A 20,318-nucleotide genomic window follows, 5' to 3' on the forward strand; every position below is an offset into this window, starting at 1 on the left:
TATTTCGTTTCACTTAATAGTTAAGTTTACTTAACTTAACTATATTATACCGTTATGTTCGTGTAAAGGGAAATATAACTCTACACTTTATCAGCTGTGCTTTTAATGTATGTAAAACTTTCTCTCTTCATAATCTTCTACATCAGCTTCTTCCCAAAGCTCACGATTTTCCCCTCGCTCGATTAATGCAAACCTCCCCTTTCTCCAGTTGTATTGCCGCAAGACCAATGTATAAGACATAGCACCTATATCAAGTTCATCTAAATACTCTTCTAAAACAAGCTTAGTTCCTTCATCTAACACTTAACAAATAGTTATGAATAATCAAAATTAAAATCAAATAAATTCCATATAGACCCATTACTGGTTAAAATGTTATAATGAAATCACCCTACATAGTTACTCATAGCCAGACTGAGGAACTAGCGTCTTATTAAGTAATGCGCATAACTAAAATAAAAAAGACACTTTTTTGAACTGACCCCAAAAAGTTAGACAAAGAAGTTAAGCGACTGATTGGATGTGAGTCCGGTATTGTACTGGACTCATTCCATTTAACTTCACTTTAATTCTTTTGTGATTATAATAATGAATATAATTCTCTAATTCTATCTTAAAATGCTCCATACTTTCAAAATCTTTAAGATAGAATAATTCAGATTTTAATAAGCCAAAGAAGTTTTCTATGACTGCATTGTCCAAACAGTTTCCCTTACGGGACATACTTTGGATAACCTTATGTTTTTTTAGTGATTGTTGATATATCTTCATCTGATAATGCCATCCTTGATCTGAATGAAGAATAGGAGTTTCTCCATCATTTAAGCGTGTAAAGGCTTTATTAAGCATTTTTGATACAAGTGAATACACAGGTTTATTTTCTATATTGTAAGCTATAATCTCCCCGTTATATAAGTCTAAAACAGGAGATAAATATAGTTTTTTACCATGGAGATGAAATTCAGTGACATCTGTTACCCACTTTTCATTAGGCTTAGATGCATTAAATTCACGCTTCAAAATATTCTTTGCGAATTTCCCTACTTCTCCCTTATATGAACGGTATTTTTTTATACGAACCATGCATTTTAATCCAATAATATTCATTAAACGACGAACTGTTTTATGGTTTAATATATATCCACGGTTACGTAATTCTAATGTGATACGACGATAACCGTATCTACCATAATTCTCTTCAAAAATCTCTTGGATTAATTCTTTAATGTTCTTATATTTATCTGGACGTTCCATTTGTTTAATCCAGTAATAGTACGTACTGCGGGCAATACCAGCGATTTTCACAAGATCGATGATTTTGTATTCGTGCCTTAATTCATAAATTACCTGTGCTCTGTCTTGATCTATGATTTGTTCTTTTTCTGAACTAAGGCATTTAACTTTTTTAAATAATCATTTTCCATACGTAAAAGTTCATTTTCTGCTTGTAGTGCTTCTATAGACCCCTCAACTAGCACTGTATCTTTTTTGGGTTGCACCTTAACCTTCTTATTTTTCATAGCTGGACGTCCCTTCCGCTTTGAACGTAGGGCATCCACACCATTTGAATCATAAGCTACTTTCCATCTACGAATTATTTCAGGAGAGGAAATATTAAAAATTGCCGCTGTTTCTCTAATAGATGTCCCTTGCGTATCCATATATTTAAGCACATCTAGTTTATACTGAAGCGAATAAGTTGTATAGCGTTTTTCAAAAGCTTTTTCTCCAAATGCCTCATATTGTTTGATCCACTGATAAATTACACTAGAATGAATCCCTAGAGATTTAGCAAGCCTTTTTCCACCATCTATTCCATTAAAATATTGTTTTACTATCTGTATCTTTTCTTTAGGAGAAAACTTTCCCATAAAAAAATACACCTCCAATTGTTAATTGTGTCTAACAATTGGGGTGCACATCATTTAAAGTGTCTTTTTTATTTATATTCTATTCCTAGGAATTATCTCTTTTATAAACAGAATCTATCAAACAGTAAAGGAGACTAACAGATGGAACATCCTGTTGCAAGAGAATTACGTTTTATACGTGTATGTCTTATCGTTTTGATTATTGTCATTGCATTCTGGGATCGTGAGAAAACTGTGGAAATCACTGATCACGGTAGTGAACCTATCGTAAACACGAGCAATATGACCCAAGTTGGTGAGAATACATTTGCATACAAAGACGAATCTAATCAAATTAAAATATTTAAGTTTAATCCAGATACAAATGAAATAAAATTAATAAAAGAGTTTTATGCTAACGAATATTAATGAAATTACATTGGACAAAAGGCACCTCAAGGTGTCTTTTTTATTTTCAAAAGGACCCGCTCATGTTTATACTTCAAAACATAAAGTAAATGGAATCCGTTAAAAAACACGAGTGACCCTTTGTTTTCCCCTCTTATTAAAGGAGGAACTATTATGGGATTTGGCGGTAGTTGCGGTGGAAGCTGCGGTTTTTCTGGAGGATTTGCACTATTAGTTGTATTGTTTATTTTATTAATCATCGTTGGAGCTTCTTGCTTCTGCTAAAAAACTATTGGAAAAGACACTCTTATATGGGTGTCTTTTCTTTGTAAACTAAAATGTATGTGAAATGAAAACATAGTAAGAATAGAATACTCACTTAAATTATTTTTCACTTCACAAACTACATCCAAAAAGTTGGATAATTTCTTTTACTACTCATATTATTAATGAATAAAGCAATAACTACAATAACAACGGAGCCAATTAAAACTGGTGTTACTAAATAACTCCAACTATTTGCCCCTAAAATAACGATAATCGGATCGGCGCCTGCTGGAGGGTGCGTCGTTCTCGTTAACATCATAACGGCTATTGCCATCCCCACCGCTAAAGCAATTGTCCAATATTCATTCCCAAACAAATGATATATTGATAGACCGATGAAAGTTGAAATCAAATGTCCTCCAATAATATTACGCGGCTGAGATAATGGCGCATTCCAAACTCCAAACGCTAATACACAACTCGCCCCAAATGGAGCCATTAATAATTCTGTAGAGGTTATGCTCGTTAAATATGTTAAGGTAAGAATTGTTAAAAATCCCCCTAGTAGTCCCGTTAAAGAGTCCTTTACATTTACTTGTAATGGGCTTCTTCCTTTCCCTTTCATTTTTGTAAAATATCGTACACTTATTGGTTGAGGATTTTTCTGCTTAGTTGCTGTTATATTATCCATCGTTCTCCTCCTTTATTTACCAACAATTATAACCTGACATAACTAACCTGTAAACGTTAATTTTAAGGGTTAGTTCAAGAATACAAAAAAAGAATCAACTGTTATAAGTTGATTCCCTAAACTTCTTCACATTTTCGATTCTGGAATTTTGCTACCTTTTTCCGGTTCCCACATATTTTCATAGAACACCATTTTCGTTTTCCACTCTTATCTATAAATAATAAAACACAGTCAGGGTTTGAACACCTTTTAAGGGAAATAAGCTTATTTTCTACTATTAAAGTTAAAGCATCAAATGCAATTAACGATGTGAGTACATCCTCGATTTCTCCAACCGGGATAGGTACTAGCTGCTGTTCAATGATTTTATATGTAAACGGTGCTTTCTCAATTTGTTTTTCTAAATACGTAATAAAATCATTGGAAATTTCGTGCTGATCAGCAATTGCCTCAAACTGCTTTCTCATTATATTTCTTATTTCTAATATACTAGATGTAACCAGCTTCATTCGCTCTTGAATCCCTATAAATGTTTTTCCATTCAAAAAAGGAAGATTAACCTTTATTACATATAGCCATTCTAATACATCTTCATCTGTTATTAATAAATCATAACGTTGTCCACGCTTAACTAACTCTGTATTTACTAAATCTAATGAGAGATTTCCCGATATAAGTGGGAATTGTTTTGTTTCCTGCATGTACTCATCACCTTCTCTTTAAATAATCATATTCCAAATTAATACAGAAGTACAACTTTTTTATAAACTACAAAGTATGAAGATTAAAGTCTTTAGCTATAATTACGACTAGAGGCTTTTGTATGTAAGTAAATGAAAAAGGAGCTAATTTTATGGAACATAATAAAAATGGAGTGCTTGCTTTAATTGTTTTATTTTTAGGATTAGTGTTTTTTGTTAGTGGAATGGTTTATCATTTATGGGGCTCATTTTAATTTCAACTTTTAGACAGATAAATAATTCGAATCAGAGAAATGCACAACATTTTCCCTTTTCCTTCCAAAATCAATATAATAAGATATAAAATGTAATACATATAAAGATAAATATATATAGCACTCATTAAAAGTGCTTCTATTTTGGAAGGAAGAAACAAACGATGAACAAAAAGTTATTAACATCATTATTATGTAGCACATTCTTGTTTGGAGTATCAGCTTGCAGTTCACATGATACATCTGCGAAAAACGAGCAAAAGACTTCAAAAAAACGGAGAATAACGAACTTAATCGCAAGGTTCCGCAAAAAGAACTTCCTACCAATGTAGATTCCTCTGATGTATACATGTCAATGGGATCTGCCGAGTCATTAGATGTTCTAGGGACTGGAGAAGTTAAAGCACAAGGTGTCTTTAAAGTATTAGATATCGCAGTTTATAATCACAAAGAAGAACCCATTACACTAGATATCAACAACTTTAAATTAATTGATGGATTTGGAAGAGAATATCACATTTCCAATGAATATCAGTCAGTACTTAAAGCTGCAAATATCTCCACATTCAAATTTAATATTGTTAATCCTAATGAAAGTTCGGAAGGAAACATTGTATTTGATGTACCGAAAAACACGCAAGGATTAACTTTAAAAATTAATAATGATAAGTTAGATAAAGAACTCCAATTAAAAGTGGAATAGGCCAAATAAATACGTCTACCTTAACATTCTCTACTGACATAAAAAAGTACAGTCTTTTCTACAGCAGACTGTACTTTTTTACTTATCATTTCACATAACATTCCCTAATTTTTTTGACTAGATGCTCTCCAATCACGAAAAGATGTTGGGCGTCCAGAAAAAGCTCTTTGCTTTGTAACAGATGGTTTTTCTTCAGGAGTCATTGTTTTTTCTTTAAGAGTCGCTGGTTTTTCTTTAAGCGTCACTGATTTTTCTTCAAGAATAGTCACAGCTGTTTGCATTTTTTCTAACTGTTCTTTCAACAATTGTTGTTCAATCTTTAAATCTGTAAGTAAACGTAAAATCATCTCAGAATTAGCCATAAGATCCTCCTTCCCCCAATACACAGAATAAAATACAATATGTAGAAGACAAAATACCGGTGACAAAAATAAGGTCGTCAACTCTTTTTAACTTCCAAAATCCTTTTATTTTTTTAAGGACCTGCTCCATTCATCCTTAAAAACATAAATTAAATTAAATCCATTAATAAATGGTCTTTATGGAAGGAGGAGTTAATATGGGCTATGGCGGTAGTTGTGGTGGAGGCTGTGGTTTCGGCGGCGGATTTGCCTTACTTGTTGTGCTCTTCATCTTATTAATCATCGTTGGCGCTAGCTGTTGGGGCGGCGGATTCGGCTGCTAAGGAGAGGCACTCTTGAGAGTGTCTTTTTTTTGATATGCGGCTCGTATACATATTGTTCAAATCTATATATTTTTTAAAAATATAGATTTAAAACATATTTCTCAATGAATAAAATAACTTAACATGGTAAAATAATATTTGGATGGGAGTCCAATATATTATTAAAATTAAGATGGTTCAAGTCGAAGGAAGGCACCTTAGGGTGTCTTTTCTTTTTTATAAATAATTATAAATTAAAATCGCAAAAGATACTTACTACTTATAAGGAACATTTTGTTTAGTCCAACTATCCCCATATTTATTTGAAACTAATTACTATCATAAATATAAAGAAGTTATGGATAAAATAGTGAGGTAAATAAAACAAAATATAGATTTGATTCATATTCCTCAACGAGGTACCACCAGCGTTTTTTTTAAAATAAGCTAAGCAAAAAAATAATCAGCTGCCCATATGGACAGCTGATTTACATCATTACATTTCTATTATTTATCTTACCACCTGAACAGATGCTGGTTTCCACCCCTGATTTTCTACCCAATCAATATTAACCTTATATTTTTTATTATTTTGCTTATCTCGTACATTACCGTAGGCTTTATTATTACCATTATTCCCAATAAAATCGAAAATCAATTGGCTCTCTGGAACATCAACAGCATAAGAAATTGCTTTTTTCATCTCACTCCAATCTACTGTTCCTTCTTTAAATTTCATTTCAGGTTTTGCTCCTTGCTCGGTACCAATTGGCTTCCAAGAAGGATTAGTTTGAGAACCCTTTTCTTGAGATGCCGCTTTTTCTTCCTCATTATTTTCATTTCCGTTTGTTTTTACCGATTTTTCTGCTTTTGATTTCTCTTCTAGCTGTGCTGCTTCTTTATCTTCAGTTTTCTTCTCTTCTATCTTTGCTGTTTCTTTATCTTCAGTTTTCTTCTCTTCTATCTTTGCTGTTTCTTTATCTTCAGTTTTCTTCTCTTCTATCTTTGTTGCTTTCTTTTCTTGAGCAATTGCTTTCTTTGATGTATTAGAAGCGGTAAATAACTGGTATGTCACTATACCAACTGTCACTAATATTAAAGTAAATGCAATATTAAAAATTGCCTTTTGACGACGATTCTGTTGTTTTTCTTGAAATCTACTTACTTGTCCCATTCTTCAAACCTCCGCGTTTACTTTCTCCTCTACTCTTTATGTATTATCTCTATAATTTTCTTAATATTTTATTAAATAATAGAAATAAACTACACTTTCCTACAGGATCTCATGTCATAATAAAATTTATTTTTTTCAAGCATCTGACATATGTCATTCAAAATAGTTTAATACATTAAAAATTGATAAGCTTCCGCACTTAAGAAACCTTCAATTTTATTCAAAGGTGATTCCGATTATGTCCACATTAGATCTCCTGTAGAAAGCTTTTTAACAATTAAACCTCTTCTTCCCTTATTTATAATTTTTAAATTAAATTTCCCTCTATAGTATAATAAAGATGTTTCGTTTTCTAATGGGGTATGTCGTAAAATCAAAAGGGATTTTATCTCTTTTACCTTCTTTTCAGAGTAAATTTCACCACTAGGAAATTCTATTATTCCTAATGTAATCTTTAATTCGCTCTCATCGAAAGGCCACTCCTTATTAAGTTCCCTTATCTTTTGTATAAAGCTTCTTTTGGTTTGTCCTATATATAGCAATGTTACATTCTTAGCACATACTCTAGAGATTGCAAATATCCCCTTCTTAGAAGCTTCTTCCCTATTATAAAAATCATTTATACTATACATTCCATACCATTTAATATTTACTGTTTCTATGAATCTCACCTCATTTTTAGACAATATTATAATTTCTGAATGTTCAAATTATAATAGACGCATAGTCCTGATTACTTGAATTATAAATTGTGCTTTTCAATAATACATTTTATTATTACTAATTTCAATAATACAAAAAAATACAATATTATAGTTTAATTACAAAACTTTATAAAAAAACAAAGTGATGTCGTACCAAATATTATATTTTTTCAATATCAGACTATCGTGAACAAAAGTTAGAGAGTTATGGAATAAAATATAATTTGTATGTACATACATTTCTTTAAAAAGAAGTTTTGTAGTTTGCAACTGAATTAAAAAAACATAGATTTTTATGACTCTTTTTGGGGATATAGCAAAGTGGGATCTTTTATATGCACGTTACTATACCGAACTAAATTTCGGTATAGTATTTTTTTGCAGCTCCTTGATTTTTCACCAAATACGCATAAAAATCAATAGTATGAAAATAAACTACTGGCTAAAAGTTTACTTTCGATAAAATAAAAAAGAACCTGCTCCATTCATTCTTAAAAACATAAGGTAAAGTGAACCCGTTAAAATACACGAATGAACCTTAGTTTTATCCTCTTACCTAAAGGAGAAACTATTATGGGCTATGGTGGTAGTTGCGGAGAAGGCTGTGGTTTTGCTGGTGGATTTGCTTTACTTGTTGTACTCTTTATACTATTAATCATTATCGGATGCAGTTGCTTCTGCTAAAAAACTATTAGAAAGGACACTCTGATATGGGTGTCTTTTCTTTATGGAAAATATCTACTATCAACCTAATTAATTTTGCCTTATAACTTCTATCATCAACAAAGGGTGATACAAACTATTACATATGTTTGTACCACCCTTTGTTGATGCGTTTAGACTTCACAAGTGTTGAAGTTTTAGACTTCTCCCTTAGTGCACCCATATTATTAGAACATCCTGTAATCTGTAGACAAAATGTAGCTAATAAAAACAATATTAATAATTTCTTCAATAAATCCTCCTACATACATAAAACACCATATGTTACAAAACAAACATAACATCAACTCTTTATAAAAACAATATAATCCTCGGTCCTTAAGCTATCTCTTAACATAGGAGTACCGTCACATATCCATCAAGCTAAGATTTTAAAATATCCCCTGCTTAAGGAATTTGTAAGTATCAAGTAAGAAAAACGAGAGCTTTGTTTCCTATAACCAAAATAGAAAGTGAAGAAAGATTATTACTGAAGTTTATATGCATGTGGAAAAGGAGAAATCTACGTTTGTTTAGAGTAATAATATAAATGTGTCCAAATTTTGGAGATTGCTTGCAAATATTTTGAAGTTTTCGCACCAGAATTCTAATTACCATACTTGTTTTTTGCCATCACATATTGGAGGTTAAAACATGATTAAAAAAAAGAAAATACAAAGATTAGCACTTACCTTTATCCTACTCTTTTCTTTAGGCATTTCATCTTTCTCGCTTACAACAACTATTCACGCAGATACAAGCGAGGAACAATCTGCTGAAAAGAAACTAGTCTCTTTAACGGAGCGTACATCATTATTTTTTGAATATCTCCAGCAAGGTAAGTATGCAGAGGCCCTACAGTTGACGTCTACTACTTTTCAATCCAAGTTTACAGCAACCACATTACAAAACTGGTGGACACAAAGTGGTTGGAGCGGGATAAAAAGCATGGGAATCCCCGTGATAAAAAAACGAAACTTGGTCCATCAGACGGTGGAAATTCCAGCAGATACCGAAGGAACTACCATACCGCTACTCCTTAAATTCACACCTGGCGGGAAAGTAGATGAAATTGGAGAAAGGCCACCCGAGGAATCTTATACCATCCCGCATCCTAGCTATGATCAACCTGACTCCTATCAAGAACGTGAAATCGTCATTGGAAATTCTACCTATCCGTTACCAGCGACATTAACAGTTCCGAAACATAAGCGTGGTGAAAAACTGCCCGTAGTTGTTCTTGTTCATGGTGCTGGCATCCATGATCGCGATAGCACATATATGGGAACAAAAATCTTACGAGACATTGCGGTGGGCCTTTCATCCAACGGAATTGCAGTGTTGCGCTATGAAAAGCGCACCTTAGAACATGCATTAAAGATGAGTGCAGAACCTGTTACATTAGACCGTGATACTACAGATGATGCCATATATGCAGCAAAATCAGTAGCGCAGCAGGAAGGCATTGATCCAAATAATATTTTCATTCTTGGACATAGCCTAGGAGCTGGCACAATGCCACGTATACTAAGCAAAGCACCTTCCTCACTTGTCCGAGGAAGCATCTTACTCGCACCACCTGCACGCCCTTTGACTGACATTGCCATTGATCAGTATGAATACCTTAGGAAACCAAAGGAAGAAATCGATGAACTAAAAAGACAGGTCGCTTTTATTCAGGATCCTACTTTCAATCCTGACCATCCTCCAGCTGGCTACAATTTTGGGTCACCTCATTTTATGTATGATGTTTCTAGGTGGCGTCCAGTTGAAGAGGCAAAATCACGAAAAGAGCCTTTACTCATTCTGCAAGGAGCACGTGATTATCAAGTAACAGTAAAAGATGAATATACAAAATGGCAGAAAGGACTTTCAAACCGCGGGAATGTTCAGTTCAAAAAATATCCGAAATTGAATCATTTCTTCACGGAGGGTGACGGAGAATTAAGCCTCCCTAGTGAATATGAAATCCCTGCTAACGTTCCCGAATACGTCATCCAGGACATTATTACATGGGTTAACGAGACAAAAAAATAAGCAAACATCAAAAGCCTTCATGCAATCATCATTGCGTGAAGGATTTTTGAAACTAGTGATTCAGACATATCTATTATAATTATATTTTTCTACGCACTAAATAAAACGCTAAGGACCCCATAATGACAGGTGCAGCGAAGTCAAAGAAATGTGAAAAAGTAAAAGTAAAAGTAAAAAGAAATGGTATAAGTGTATAGATAAATGCTAGTCCTATAAATAAAGGAATTCCAAATTGAAACTCTCGACATCGTTTAATTTTCCTATATAAAACTTCCCCAAGTAAACAAGCTATGAGAGCTGGTATACTACCATAAGTGACGATAGTTTTTATGAATCCATGTAAAACGTCCGGGTGAATAAAGCTAGGATTAAAAATATATGAAATTAAGAACCATCCAAAAATAAAAGCAAACAGACTTGCAGCATAACTAACTACAAATTTTATCAAAGTAAGCAACGTAATCATCCCCATAATTTCCTAATATTATCTTCATTGTATCATTTTCTCTTAAAAAGACTCCAAAAGGATATACTTGCCCTTCAGCTTTCTTTTTTAATACTTGTTCAAGACGTATTTTTTGATGTTATTTTGTATAAAAAACTTTTGGGAGCAACCTGTTCGAAAAATTGATAAAGAATAAGCGATTGAAGGATGAAAACAGAAGACTACAAGGAAAACTGTATGAACAAATATAATGAAACAAGGCTCTTATTTTGTAGCGGTATCCACGAAGTAAGAGCCTTGTTTTTTCTACTCATTTTTTATATCAGTCTTGATTTTCCAATGGAAAGGCACAGAAAATCTACTACAGAAGTTGTGATACCTCTAGGATTAACAAATTCTTTAAATTTCTGTGTACTACGTACAAGCCCTCTACTTTTGGCATGTGCCTCTAATTCAGCTCGAACTTGTATTGTATCCGGAGCCATGCTTTCTAAAGCATGCGCAGAATATTTACGATCATTAATTTCGAGTTTTTAAAACTCATTTATTGTAACTGTAAAATGTGGTTTGAATTTTACTTCGATTGTTTTGTTTTCTACGCCACCTTGGACATATAATGAGTCATTACGGGTATAGATTCGTTTCGCCGAATGCATCTTGGTTTCAAAGATGCGTTTATTTTTATAATACAAATTTAATTCAACAGTTTCCTCGTAATAACACATAATCATTACTAATTCAAAGCCTAATTTATCTATTTTATTATATCTATATGCACCTGCACCTGGAATAAAATAATCTTCTGGTTCACTCTCGAATATTTCTAATAATTCATATTCATCATATTGTATATTCAATTTAACAACTCCTTACGTGAATGGGCTCAATCCACTTTATTTATAATATTCACGATTTATTAGGTACAACGGATACAACATCGCCATTATCATTCAATACGACTCTAACATCTTTCCCATCGTATTGCCATAGACCAGGTTTATTTCCAGGTTGTTTAGTAGCATGCTTAATTGTTTCTTCTACTACACTTGGTGTTACACCACGTGGATCAACTTTTTTTAATTCCTCCATGTATTCTTTTGATCCGAATGTGTAACCATTCCTTTCAGCTCTTTCACGTGCACGCTTTGTAAGTTCTGCTCGAACCTGAATTGTATCAGGCGCCATTCTTTCAAGCGCATGTTCAGTATACTTACGCCCATCAATGACGCCGCCACCTCTTGGCATACTCCATCCAATTTCTTCTGTTACCTTTGATACTTTCCCTAAATCCTTCGCTTTTTGTTCTAGTTCTCCATATTTACCAAACACACGGCCAACAACTTTAGGAGACCCACCTACTAGTGTAGAAACAGTTCCCCAAACATAATCATCTGGACCATATTCTCTCTCTGTGAAAAATTCTCTTCCGTTAATGAGTTGTAACCCTTGTTTGATTTGTCCTACAATTGGAAAGAAATCAAGTGACATGGATCCAAGCTCATTAGTACGTTTCTGCTCTTCCAGATATTCTTTCATTTTTTCAGGTGGTACACCAAAATCCTTAAGACGGGTTGTTAAACCATCCATATTACCAACATTTTTAACAACATTAGACGTATCTATTTTGTAGCTTGAAATTTTATTAGCAGAATCCATCATATTATTAGCAGCATCTAATCCAGACATAATATCTGTATGTAGTGTTGGAAATGCTTGTTGAGCTTCTGCAACATGCGTTGAAACACTATTAATTAGTCCATTTTTGGTCATATGATAGATAAATTAGATTACAAAGATTGTCAAACCTTTGAATCCCTTGAGCTCAACATAAAGGATTATATAGAAGAGTATAATTATAATCGTTATCAGTGGACATTAAAAAAGATGGCCCCCGATCGAATATCGGAACCATCTTTTAAGTGCTTGATTTTTTAGAGCTTTTTTATTAAACTGCCCATTTTATAGGGTACAGTTCACAAAATACCGTAGCTATTTTAAAAGCAACATAAGAATATCGACAGTTCTAAAAACACTGATAGTTAGCTGCCTCATTAACCCGTACTTATAAATGGGAGAAATGATCATTATTATAGATAGGGTTGAAAACCTTATTAAAGTTCACATAAAAAAAGTAGGGGAAGCCCCTACTTTTTTCATTCACTCCTTATTCTAAAATCTCTTTCTTATTACCAATACGTACTTCACCTTCATGATAAAACTCTATTGCATATCCTAGATTTGGAGAATAGAGCCAAGTATCAAAACTTACTGCTGTAACATCATCAATTACCTGTAGTATTTGATGTAAATTCGTTTTTATGATTGGTAAGGATGCTTCATCCCAAATAATATAAATGATATAAGAGTCTAAACCGTATTGTTTATTTAGATATGCTTCTATATCATCCAAATAAACGATATTTTGGAAATCACTGAATTTATCCCAATCAATTCTGGCCCAACTTGTAATTGGAAATGAGTTTTCAAAGCTATCTAAGATTTTTTCTCTCTCTTCACCTTCAAAAACTACTATATTTTCTCCTAATGCCTCGATACATTCGTCTAACAAAGTTGCCATTATATTTATCACCTTACTTGTTTAAATGTTTTAATAGTGATTTAAATAACTCTTCATCACCTTCTATTGGAATTGCATATTTAGTAGATTTACTTCCTTTACCGTTTCTAAAATCGTCTACATTCATATGTAGACCTTTTTCAGGATCATAATCTAATCGCCATCTTGCTTTTTTATCAGCAGTTTGTCTTCCAATTACTTTACCATATCCTGCACTTTTTTTCATTGTTCCAACCATTGGAATAGAGTCGCTACCTAAATTCCCTAAAAGATCCATTGCTTGATTTCTAGCTTGTTCATAGGTTTTGACTTTATCAAGAACAATTTCACCCGATTGAGCACCTTTTGAAACCTTGCCTAGTTTCTGTGCATTTTTCTCAAGATCGCCAAGTTTACCAAATGTACGGCCAATTATTTTTGTTGTACCGCCAGTAACTGCAGCAAGTGTTCCTGTTACAAATTCACTTGGACCATATTTTTCATGAGTAAACATATCCTCGCCCGTAAAGAGCTGGATACCTTGTTTTAGTTCTCCAAATCCAGGAGTAATATCAAGCAGGAATGAAGTTTGTTGAGCAGAACGTTTTTCTTCTTCCAAATACTCCTTCATTTTTTCAGGTGGCACACCAAAATCACGTAACGTGTTTCTTAGTCCATCCATATTCCCTATGTTTTTGGATGCCGCAGGCACATCAATTTTATAACTCGCAATTTTATTAGCAGAATCCATCATATTATTAGCAGCATCTAATCCAGACATAATATCTGTATGTAGTGTTGGAAATGCTTGTTGAGCTTCTGCAACATGCGTTGAGACACTATTAATTAGTCCATCAGCCATTACTGCTTGTTTATGAAGTGATGCACCAGCTTTTTGTACAGAATCTCCAAACTTATGGAAACTTTGATTTACTACGCGTAAATCACTGGCCATTTGTTTATATTCAGGCAATCTGCTTTTAAAACCTTCATGCATAGCTGTAACTTGTTGTCCGTAGTCCCGAACCCCATCAGCAAATTTACTGATTTCATCTTTTGGTAATGTACCAACCCATTTTTCTGCTGGCTCAACAAATGTGTCATTGATTGTTAGCCAGTAAAGACTTGTTTGGTCAATAAGCGATACCGTTAGATCCGTTACTGCAGTCAAAGTATCAGCATACCATTCGACCAATTGTTTTTTATACGCCGTCATATCGTTAGCATAGTTTTGAAGCTTAATTTTATCTTGTTGTGCTAGGTTTTTACCATTCTGAATTTGTTGAATAATATTACCTGAATCCTGATTCGCTTTATCTAAAACCATTATGCTATCTTTTAGTAGCATTAATTTGTGGATCTTGCCAAAATCCTCATTCATCATCTCTAAAGTAGCGATGGTAGAATTGTATTTTTCTTTTATAGCTGGATCAGCTTCTTTTTCGTAGATTTTATTCACTAAATTCGTCATATCAGAATTTTTTATGGTAGTTAGAAATCCTGATAAGCTTGCTGCAAGTTCACTTGAATCTACTAGAGCCATATCATAATTTTTAGTTTCTTTTGCTTTTTTAAAGCGTTCGGAATATATTTTTACCAAATTTGCAGTAGTTTTTAAATCTGCAATGTCCTGACGAATTGTATCTATTTTATTAGATAGAGATTGATCAAACACGACTGCAAATAATTTTTGCACAACGTATGTTTGACCATTGTAGTTCACCTTAAACCATAGAGGACCGTCTTCCCCTACTACTTCAAGAATTTCATCCTTTCTAACTTTTATTGGGTCAAATCCCCTTACAACTGTTCTGGATTTGTAGATATTTTGGTCGAGGGATTGGATTGTTATCCACCCTTTTATCATTTTACCTGTTCTATCAAATTGGAATTGTTTTCCTTTGTAGGTTACATTGCCTTTTTGAATCACACCGTTATCGTCTGCATAATACCAATGGGTAGTTTGAGAGAACCATCCTTTTTGTGCAGCTCCACTTACCGTATCAAAATAGTAGTCCTTTCCGTCTACGGTATTCCATCCTGAAGCTAGATTACCATTTTTATCGAAGAAATAGGTATCCTCCCCTGAACGTAATAATCCAGTATGTTTCACGCCTGGTTTGTCATAATAGTATTTCTTTTCTCCATCTACAACCCAGCCAACCGATTCATTGTTTTTTATACCTGATGTTGCCATGATTGTCCTATATAAGAACACAGAAAATTGCTCTCTTGTGACAAGTCCATTTGGATTAAAATTGCCATCACCAGTACCATTTGTGATTTTATTCCCAGCTAATATTTTGACATATTCGTTAGCCCAATGACCTTTCATATCCGTAAAGTCAAAATTCCCTTTCGCTTTTAAATCGAATGTTCTGACCAGTACTGCAGCCATTTCAGCACGCGTCATATTATTTTTCGGATTGAATTGTTTCTCTACATTTACGCTAAATATGCCCCGTGCAGTAAGTGCCAAAATTTCCTTTTTAAAATTGCTATCACCAATATCAACAAATGGATTATTGGTACTATCTTGCGGTTTTAAATATCGATACAAGAATGCAGCAAGATGTTCGCGAATAATAGGATCCGTAGCACCGAAATATCCATTTCCGTATCCTGTTATAATCTTATTTTCAGCCATATACATCATTTCTTTATATGCCCAGTGGGTTTTAGGAACGTCAATAAAAGATGATGAATTCACTTGACCATTTTGTTCTGCATACGCTGTTCCTACTGTACTGAATAATAAAATACATATCACAGAACTTAAAAATAATTTCTTAATTGTATTCATAATAGATCTCCTATTCAATTTTTAAAAATATAATTGCAAAATCAGCACTTATTTTATCCTTCATTTACGGCGTTTTATATAATTATCAAATTTCTATTCATACTAATATTTCGCATAAGGACAACCTAAGTCATTCTGTCTAAACAATAATTAGTTCATAAGATGTTTCATGTTTTAAATGTAGTAGCCCGTTTATGGAACCTTCTTAATAAACAGTAAAACCAAGTTTTTTAATTTGAAAATCCCTTAGTCTAAAATTCGCATTATGTTGAAGAGATCCATAATAATACTAATCTCCTTTCTCTTTGACGCGGCCTATTTGATTTAAAACTTCGACTTCCTCTGTAAACATTGGTGCATAGGTAGAAAGTAATTAAAATAATGATAATATAAGTCCTATGGTTTTCTTCATACTCGCATCTCCTTATCAATTCGTAAAAAACTTTTTAATTATATATTAGGTTTAATTACTATTAAAATAAAAAAATATAAATATGCATAATTACATATTTACCTTCTCAATAGAGTGTACTTCGCGAAACACTTCCAAATCTTGAAGAGACTGCTTATGTAATTTAATAAAATTATATTGTCCAATTAACTCCTCATTCTCCGCTTTTACAAACGTTCTAGAAAGGATCTTATTTACAAACATAGAACCTAAGTAATGATTTTCCATAGGATCAAGTAGCCAAGCAATCATATTAGAATGTCTAATCTCAAACTTATCTACCTTCAATATTTTAAAAGGATTAAAACGATTAAACTTACTATGTAGCTTCTCAAACTCAATTGAATTATCTAACAATGATAAAATCTCAAAATTATAATCCATTCCACACACCGCCGTTTATAAATTTGTAAATCAATTCTCCTGAATAATCATTTTTATAAATTTTTATAAGTAAATTATAACTTATAATGTGGCATTATTTATGTCACATATCCTATTTCTTACAAATAAATATGCATTAATTACTAAACTTAACCATCCCCCCATACCAACCACTACTCTCCTCCAAAAACCTCCTCGTCTCCCCACTCCCCTTATAAAAACTCTCCCAACCCCGCTCCCTCAAAATCCCCTTCCAACTATCACTCTCCACCATTCTTTTAATCACATCATCCCAATAAGCAATCTCTTCCTCCTTCATATCTTTTGGGCCCATAATTCCTTTCCAGTGCTGGAAGATGACGTTGATTCCTTGTTCTTTCCATGTTGGGATTTCTGGTAGTCGATCTAGACGTTTTGGTGCGGATACGGCTAGTATTTTTATTTTGCCGGCTTTGTATTGTTTTTCGGCTTCGGATAGGGTCATGGTTGCGGCGCCTATTTGTTTGTTCGTTAGGGCGTTTATGATTTTTTCTTTGTTTTCGTAGACGAAGAATTGTAGTTCGGCAGGGTTTATGCCGAATGCTTTGCTTACTTGTACGAAGGATAGGTGATCGTCGTTTCCTAGGCCTGGGGCAACGCCGATTTTGAAGTTTTTCTTGTTTTGTTTTAGTTGTTCCATGAGTTGTTTTGCGTTTTCTATGTTTGAGTCTTTTGATACGACAACAACTTCCCAATCTGATGCAAGTGTTGCGAGCGGTGTGAAGTCTTTATATGTTAGTTTACTGTGGCCTAGTAGGTTGTTCGTTATGAGTAAGCTTGAGTTAATCGCCAGTACGTGACCGCCTTTTTGTTTCGTATATTTCCATCCGACATCACCGCTGCCACCTACTTTGTTTGTGACTGTGATTGGTTTTGTGAAGATTTTTTCTTCTGTTAGTGTTTTTTGCATTGCTCGTGCTGTTAAGTCCCATCCTGCTCCTTGAACGTTTGGCGCAACGATTTCTAATTTGTCGATGTTCACTTTATTCGTATGGGATTTTTCCGAGGAACAACCAGCTATTACTATTACTCCTGTCATGATCCATATACATAGTAATAATCGTTTTTTCATAGTCCTCTTCCTATTCGGTATTTTCGTTCTGGTCGTCCGATAATGCCGTATGTGTACTCTACTGTGCATTCGCCGGTCGCTACTAAGTATTCTAAATATCTTCTTGCGGTTGTTCTGGAGGCCCCCATTTGTTCTCCCATTTCTTCTATTGTAATTCCCTCTTCGAACCCTTTTATAATGCCTTTCACTTTTTGCAGTGTTAACGGATCCACACCTGTCGGTAAGTTTTTTATGTCTTGTGTTTGCGAAATGCCGAAGAAGTTATCGATGAGTGCTTGATTTATTTCATTGTTACTATGTAATAATTGCTTCTTTCTTTTATAGTCTTCAATTGTGCGAACAAATTTTTCTAACGTGACCGGTTTTATAAGGTAGTTGCTTACGCCGTTTCGAATTGCTTTTTCTAACATATGATTTTCATTCGCCGCAGTAACCATAATGACGTCAACGTTTGGAAAGTCAGCATGGATTTTCGGTAATAAGTCTGTTCCGATTCCGTCTGGTAAATAATTATCTAATAGAAGCAAATCGATTTCTTCCCTTTGTAGTAGTTCCATCGTTTCTTTCGCGTTCAATGCTTTTCCAATCACTTTTACGTCTTTTATTTTCGATAAAAACTCTTCTTGAATTTGCGCGACGCGGAAATCATCTTCTGCAATTGCAACCTTCAACATATGCCCATCCCCCTGTTTGTCATGTACTTTCTCTCAATGTTTTCGGAAGGTAAATTGTAAAAATAGCTCCCCCATTTTTCTCGTTTTGAATTTCAATTGTTCCCCCTAGTAGATCTACCATTTCTTTCACGTTTGCTAGTCCGTAACCACGATCATTTCCTTTCGTTGAAAATCCTTTTTGAAAAATGGTTTTGATTTTTTCAGCTGGTATTCCTGCTCCACTATCTATCACTTCAAACACAATGTCGTGCCCAATATCCGTAACAAAGAAAGAAACATTCTTTTCCTCTTGCTCACTCACCGCATCAAACGCATTGTCGATTATGTTTCCAAGTATTGTAATAAGGTGAGAAACTTTTATATGGTCTGGTAACGGATGAAGCGCACTATCTCCTTCAATATGAAAATCGATTTTCTTCTCAGACGCTGTTCCGATTTTTCCTAATAAAATAGCTTGTACTTTCGCATCATGAATTTGATGAAATAAAATTTGGTTTTGACTTTGATGAACATTAGATTCTTGTTGGATAAATTCAATCGCTTCTTTGTAATGTCCTAACTGAAGTAATCCTGATAAGACGAAAAGTTTATTTGTAAATTCATGCGTTTGAGCACGTAAATCCTCTGAATACTTTCTTACCTCAGATATCGTATTCACTAAGTTTTGCAGTTCTGTTTTATCTCTAAAACTACATACAACGCCTACCGTACTATTATTTTCAAGTATCGGTGTCATGTTTAAAATAAACACTTTATCTTGAAACGCGATTTCTTGATCGGTTTCTAGCACTCTTTCCATATTAAAATTCGGTAAAACTTTTGAAATGTGCTGCTGCATATAATCACCATTTACATGTAACATTTCTTCTGCTGATGTGTTCATCATCGTAATAAAACCGTTTTGATCGATAGCGATGATCCCTTCTTTTATAGATAGTAGTATTGCGCTTCGTTCCCGGTATAGCGCTGCGATTTCATTCGGTTCCAAACCGAGTGTATCTTTACGAATGCTACGTGCTAAAAGAATGCCGCCAATAATTCCGACTACTAATACAGCTAAGGAAAAGAGTATAATTTCTTTCGTTCTGCTCAGTATGTTAGATTCAATACCTTTTATTAAAAACTCTACTGTCACAACGCCTACGACTTGATCGTATTCTCCGTTATGAACAATAATGGGCGCCTTCGCCATTAAAGCAGGACCACTTTCACCATTTCCTTCGAGCGTATAATAGCCACCAAAAGTGAGTGCTTCATAGTTATATGGATTGTTACTCTTTGTGCCAATTAACTCCGAATGAGAATGGGAATACATCACCCCAAAGCGATCTTCTATAATGACATAATCTGCACCAGCTTGCTCACGAACTTGTTCCGCAATGGATTGAATCGTACTTTTATGTTCGTTATTTTGAAAAGCATCTTTTATAGCTGGCATAAAAGAAAGCGACTTCGCTGTTTGCAGTGCTAGTTGCTCCACTTGGCGCTTCGTATCAACGGACTGAATGTACACAAATATTCCCGCTAATAGGAGAACGACAAATAAAATTAACGCGATAATTAAGCTTACTATTTTCGTTTGTAATGACACTTTGCGTGATTTCTTCATACTTCATATCCTTTGATAAAATATTCAAAACTATCAATCTCCTTTTTTCTATTATTATGACAAAACGAATAATGAAGCAACTATTAAAACTCTCCGTGTACATAAAGTACAAAAAGAATAAAATTGTCA

Annotated in this window: 20 protein-coding genes and 4 pseudogenes; 7 read left to right on the forward strand and 17 right to left on the reverse strand. The window is 33.9% G+C overall.

Annotated features, from left to right (window positions below; genetic code table 11):
• Positions 1-52 precede the first annotated feature (52 nt).
• Both MHI28_RS12665 and MHI28_RS12670 read right to left on the reverse strand, forming a co-directional pair.
• Positions 53-297, reverse strand: a pseudogene (locus MHI28_RS12665) (hypothetical protein); the annotation flags it as partial.
• 207 nt (positions 298-504) lie between these two features.
• Positions 505-1,871 (reverse strand): IS3 family transposase gene (locus MHI28_RS12670; RefSeq protein ID WP_327947199.1). Its coding sequence is split into 2 segments (ribosomal slippage): positions 505-1,409 and positions 1,409-1,871, totalling 1,368 coding nucleotides; the frame shifts between segments, so codons are not numbered across the junction.
• A gap of 141 nt (positions 1,872-2,012) precedes the next feature.
• On the opposite strand from MHI28_RS12670, the gene MHI28_RS12675 reads away from it, so the two are divergent.
• Positions 2,013-2,279: a YmzC family protein gene (locus MHI28_RS12675; protein WP_000400973.1), complete on the forward strand. Its 267-nt coding sequence runs from the start codon at positions 2,013-2,015 to the stop codon at positions 2,277-2,279.
• A 153-nt stretch (positions 2,280-2,432) separates the two neighbouring features.
• Positions 2,433-2,543 carry a YjcZ family sporulation protein gene (locus MHI28_RS12680; protein WP_000505686.1) on the forward strand — a complete coding sequence of 37 codons (111 nt, stop codon included), beginning with the start codon at positions 2,433-2,435 and terminating at the stop codon, positions 2,541-2,543.
• Positions 2,544-2,661: 118 nt separating this feature from the next.
• Here MHI28_RS12680 and MHI28_RS12685 read toward each other — a convergent pair whose 3' ends face one another.
• Positions 2,662-3,216, reverse strand: a complete 555-nt coding sequence (locus MHI28_RS12685; protein ID WP_000368846.1) for an HPP family protein — start codon at positions 3,214-3,216, stop codon at positions 2,662-2,664.
• A 116-nt stretch (positions 3,217-3,332) separates the two neighbouring features.
• Positions 3,333-3,917 carry a CGNR zinc finger domain-containing protein gene (locus tag MHI28_RS12690; RefSeq protein WP_001158427.1) on the reverse strand — a complete coding sequence of 195 codons (585 nt, stop codon included), beginning with the start codon at positions 3,915-3,917 and terminating at the stop codon, positions 3,333-3,335.
• 418 nt (positions 3,918-4,335) lie between these two features.
• Between MHI28_RS12690 and MHI28_RS12695 the strand changes: the two are divergent.
• Positions 4,336-4,874 (forward strand): annotated as a pseudogene (locus tag MHI28_RS12695) (DUF4352 domain-containing protein).
• 104 nt (positions 4,875-4,978) lie between these two features.
• Here MHI28_RS12695 and MHI28_RS12700 read toward each other — a convergent pair.
• Positions 4,979-5,236 (reverse strand): hypothetical protein, encoded by a 258-nt coding sequence (locus MHI28_RS12700; RefSeq protein WP_000013694.1) that lies wholly within the window; start codon positions 5,234-5,236, stop codon positions 4,979-4,981.
• 197 nt (positions 5,237-5,433) lie between these two features.
• On the opposite strand from MHI28_RS12700, the gene MHI28_RS12705 reads away from it, so the two are divergent.
• Positions 5,434-5,559, forward strand: a complete 126-nt coding sequence (locus MHI28_RS12705; RefSeq protein WP_000540377.1) for a YjcZ family sporulation protein — start codon at positions 5,434-5,436, stop codon at positions 5,557-5,559.
• A 490-nt stretch (positions 5,560-6,049) separates the two neighbouring features.
• Here MHI28_RS12705 and MHI28_RS12710 read toward each other — a convergent pair whose 3' ends face one another.
• Both MHI28_RS12710 and MHI28_RS12715 read right to left on the reverse strand, forming a co-directional pair.
• On the reverse strand, positions 6,050-6,712 hold the full coding sequence (locus MHI28_RS12710) for a YrrS family protein (protein ID WP_043333439.1): 663 nt from the start codon (positions 6,710-6,712) through the stop codon (positions 6,050-6,052).
• 236 nt (positions 6,713-6,948) lie between these two features.
• Positions 6,949-7,383: a hypothetical protein gene (locus tag MHI28_RS12715; RefSeq protein WP_002162905.1), complete on the reverse strand. Its 435-nt coding sequence runs from the start codon at positions 7,381-7,383 to the stop codon at positions 6,949-6,951.
• Between the two features lie 606 nt (positions 7,384-7,989).
• Between MHI28_RS12715 and MHI28_RS12720 the strand changes: the two genes are divergently transcribed.
• The gene (locus MHI28_RS12720) at positions 7,990-8,100 is read left to right on the forward strand and encodes a YjcZ family sporulation protein (protein WP_000540371.1); all 111 of its coding nucleotides are present in this window, start codon (positions 7,990-7,992) and stop codon (positions 8,098-8,100) included.
• A gap of 672 nt (positions 8,101-8,772) precedes the next feature.
• Positions 8,773-10,155 carry an alpha/beta hydrolase family protein gene (locus MHI28_RS12725; RefSeq protein ID WP_000592100.1) on the forward strand — a complete coding sequence of 461 codons (1,383 nt, stop codon included), beginning with the start codon at positions 8,773-8,775 and terminating at the stop codon, positions 10,153-10,155.
• Positions 10,156-10,234: 79 nt separating this feature from the next.
• On the opposite strand, the gene MHI28_RS12730 is transcribed toward MHI28_RS12725, so the two are convergent.
• From MHI28_RS12730 to MHI28_RS12745, 4 genes and pseudogenes are all read right to left on the reverse strand, one after another.
• Positions 10,235-10,621 carry a hypothetical protein gene (locus MHI28_RS12730; protein ID WP_086413397.1) on the reverse strand — a complete coding sequence of 129 codons (387 nt, stop codon included), beginning with the start codon at positions 10,619-10,621 and terminating at the stop codon, positions 10,235-10,237.
• 25 nt (positions 10,622-10,646) lie between these two features.
• Positions 10,647-10,802, reverse strand: a pseudogene (locus tag MHI28_RS12735) (GNAT family N-acetyltransferase); the annotation flags it as partial.
• 331 nt (positions 10,803-11,133) lie between these two features.
• Entirely contained in the window at positions 11,134-11,457 is a 324-nt protein-coding gene (locus MHI28_RS12740) for a hypothetical protein (RefSeq protein WP_001025898.1), read from the reverse strand.
• Positions 11,458-11,506: 49 nt separating this feature from the next.
• Entirely contained in the window at positions 11,507-12,370 is an 864-nt protein-coding gene (locus MHI28_RS12745; RefSeq protein WP_000164570.1) for a hypothetical protein, read from the reverse strand.
• On the opposite strand from MHI28_RS12745, the gene MHI28_RS36140 reads away from it, so the two are divergent.
• Positions 12,371-12,535, forward strand: coding sequence for an IS3 family transposase (locus MHI28_RS36140; RefSeq protein ID WP_139213188.1), 165 nt, complete (start codon positions 12,371-12,373; stop codon positions 12,533-12,535).
• 229 nt (positions 12,536-12,764) lie between these two features.
• Here MHI28_RS36140 and MHI28_RS12750 read toward each other — a convergent pair whose 3' ends face one another.
• The 6 genes and pseudogenes from MHI28_RS12750 to MHI28_RS12775 all read right to left on the reverse strand — a co-directional run bounded on the left by MHI28_RS12750 (position 12,765) and on the right by MHI28_RS12775 (position 20,189).
• Positions 12,765-13,178, reverse strand: coding sequence for a CDI toxin immunity protein (locus MHI28_RS12750; RefSeq protein WP_000212599.1), 414 nt, complete (start codon positions 13,176-13,178; stop codon positions 12,765-12,767).
• Between the two features lie 13 nt (positions 13,179-13,191).
• A complete protein-coding gene (locus MHI28_RS12755; protein WP_340828015.1) occupies positions 13,192-15,960 on the reverse strand; it encodes an S-layer homology domain-containing protein in 2,769 nt (922 codons plus the stop codon).
• A gap of 523 nt (positions 15,961-16,483) precedes the next feature.
• Positions 16,484-16,795: pseudogene (locus MHI28_RS12760) on the reverse strand (PD-(D/E)XK nuclease family protein); the annotation flags it as partial.
• A 136-nt stretch (positions 16,796-16,931) separates the two neighbouring features.
• Positions 16,932-17,906 carry a tripartite tricarboxylate transporter substrate binding protein gene (locus MHI28_RS12765; RefSeq protein ID WP_000746670.1) on the reverse strand — a complete coding sequence of 325 codons (975 nt, stop codon included), beginning with the start codon at positions 17,904-17,906 and terminating at the stop codon, positions 16,932-16,934.
• Complete coding sequence (locus tag MHI28_RS12770; protein WP_000921549.1) at positions 17,903-18,580, reverse strand: response regulator; 678 nt, start codon at positions 18,578-18,580, stop codon at positions 17,903-17,905. The genes MHI28_RS12765 and MHI28_RS12770 overlap by 4 nt, the downstream gene beginning before the upstream one ends.
• Before the next feature lie 19 nt (positions 18,581-18,599).
• Positions 18,600-20,189, reverse strand: coding sequence for an ATP-binding protein (locus MHI28_RS12775; protein ID WP_000749627.1), 1,590 nt, complete (start codon positions 20,187-20,189; stop codon positions 18,600-18,602).
• Positions 20,190-20,318 lie beyond the last annotated feature (129 nt).

Source organism: Bacillus sp. FSL K6-0268, assembly GCF_038005425.1.
In the GTDB taxonomy this organism is placed as follows: Bacteria; Bacillota; Bacilli; order Bacillales; family Bacillaceae_G; genus Bacillus_A; species Bacillus_A thuringiensis_S.

Bases quoted from the DNA above. Each gene is read 5' to 3' on its own strand.
- MHI28_RS12725 (WP_000592100.1), top strand. From the start codon at position 8,773: ATGATTAAAAAAAAGAAAATACAAAGATTAGCACTTACCTTTATCCTA.
- MHI28_RS12680 (WP_000505686.1), top strand. From the start codon at position 2,433: ATGGGATTTGGCGGTAGTTGCGGTGGAAGCTGCGGTTTTTCTGGAGGA.
- MHI28_RS12730 (WP_086413397.1), bottom strand. From the start codon at position 10,621: ATGATTACGTTGCTTACTTTGATAAAATTTGTAGTTAGTTATGCTGCA.
- MHI28_RS12745 (WP_000164570.1), bottom strand. From the start codon at position 12,370: ATGACCAAAAATGGACTAATTAATAGTGTTTCAACGCATGTTGCAGAA.
- MHI28_RS12710 (WP_043333439.1), bottom strand. From the start codon at position 6,712: ATGGGACAAGTAAGTAGATTTCAAGAAAAACAACAGAATCGTCGTCAA.
- MHI28_RS12775 (WP_000749627.1), bottom strand. From the start codon at position 20,189: ATGAAGAAATCACGCAAAGTGTCATTACAAACGAAAATAGTAAGCTTA.
- MHI28_RS12770 (WP_000921549.1), bottom strand. From the start codon at position 18,580: ATGTTGAAGGTTGCAATTGCAGAAGATGATTTCCGCGTCGCGCAAATT.
- MHI28_RS12700 (WP_000013694.1), bottom strand. From the start codon at position 5,236: ATGGCTAATTCTGAGATGATTTTACGTTTACTTACAGATTTAAAGATT.
- MHI28_RS36140 (WP_139213188.1), top strand. From the start codon at position 12,371: ATGATAGATAAATTAGATTACAAAGATTGTCAAACCTTTGAATCCCTT.
- MHI28_RS12750 (WP_000212599.1), bottom strand. From the start codon at position 13,178: ATGGCAACTTTGTTAGACGAATGTATCGAGGCATTAGGAGAAAATATA.
- MHI28_RS12765 (WP_000746670.1), bottom strand. From the start codon at position 17,906: ATGAAAAAACGATTATTACTATGTATATGGATCATGACAGGAGTAATA.
- MHI28_RS12690 (WP_001158427.1), bottom strand. From the start codon at position 3,917: ATGCAGGAAACAAAACAATTCCCACTTATATCGGGAAATCTCTCATTA.
- MHI28_RS12685 (WP_000368846.1), bottom strand. From the start codon at position 3,216: ATGGATAATATAACAGCAACTAAGCAGAAAAATCCTCAACCAATAAGT.
- MHI28_RS12705 (WP_000540377.1), top strand. From the start codon at position 5,434: ATGGGCTATGGCGGTAGTTGTGGTGGAGGCTGTGGTTTCGGCGGCGGA.
- MHI28_RS12720 (WP_000540371.1), top strand. From the start codon at position 7,990: ATGGGCTATGGTGGTAGTTGCGGAGAAGGCTGTGGTTTTGCTGGTGGA.
- MHI28_RS12755 (WP_340828015.1), bottom strand. From the start codon at position 15,960: ATGAATACAATTAAGAAATTATTTTTAAGTTCTGTGATATGTATTTTA.
- MHI28_RS12675 (WP_000400973.1), top strand. From the start codon at position 2,013: ATGGAACATCCTGTTGCAAGAGAATTACGTTTTATACGTGTATGTCTT.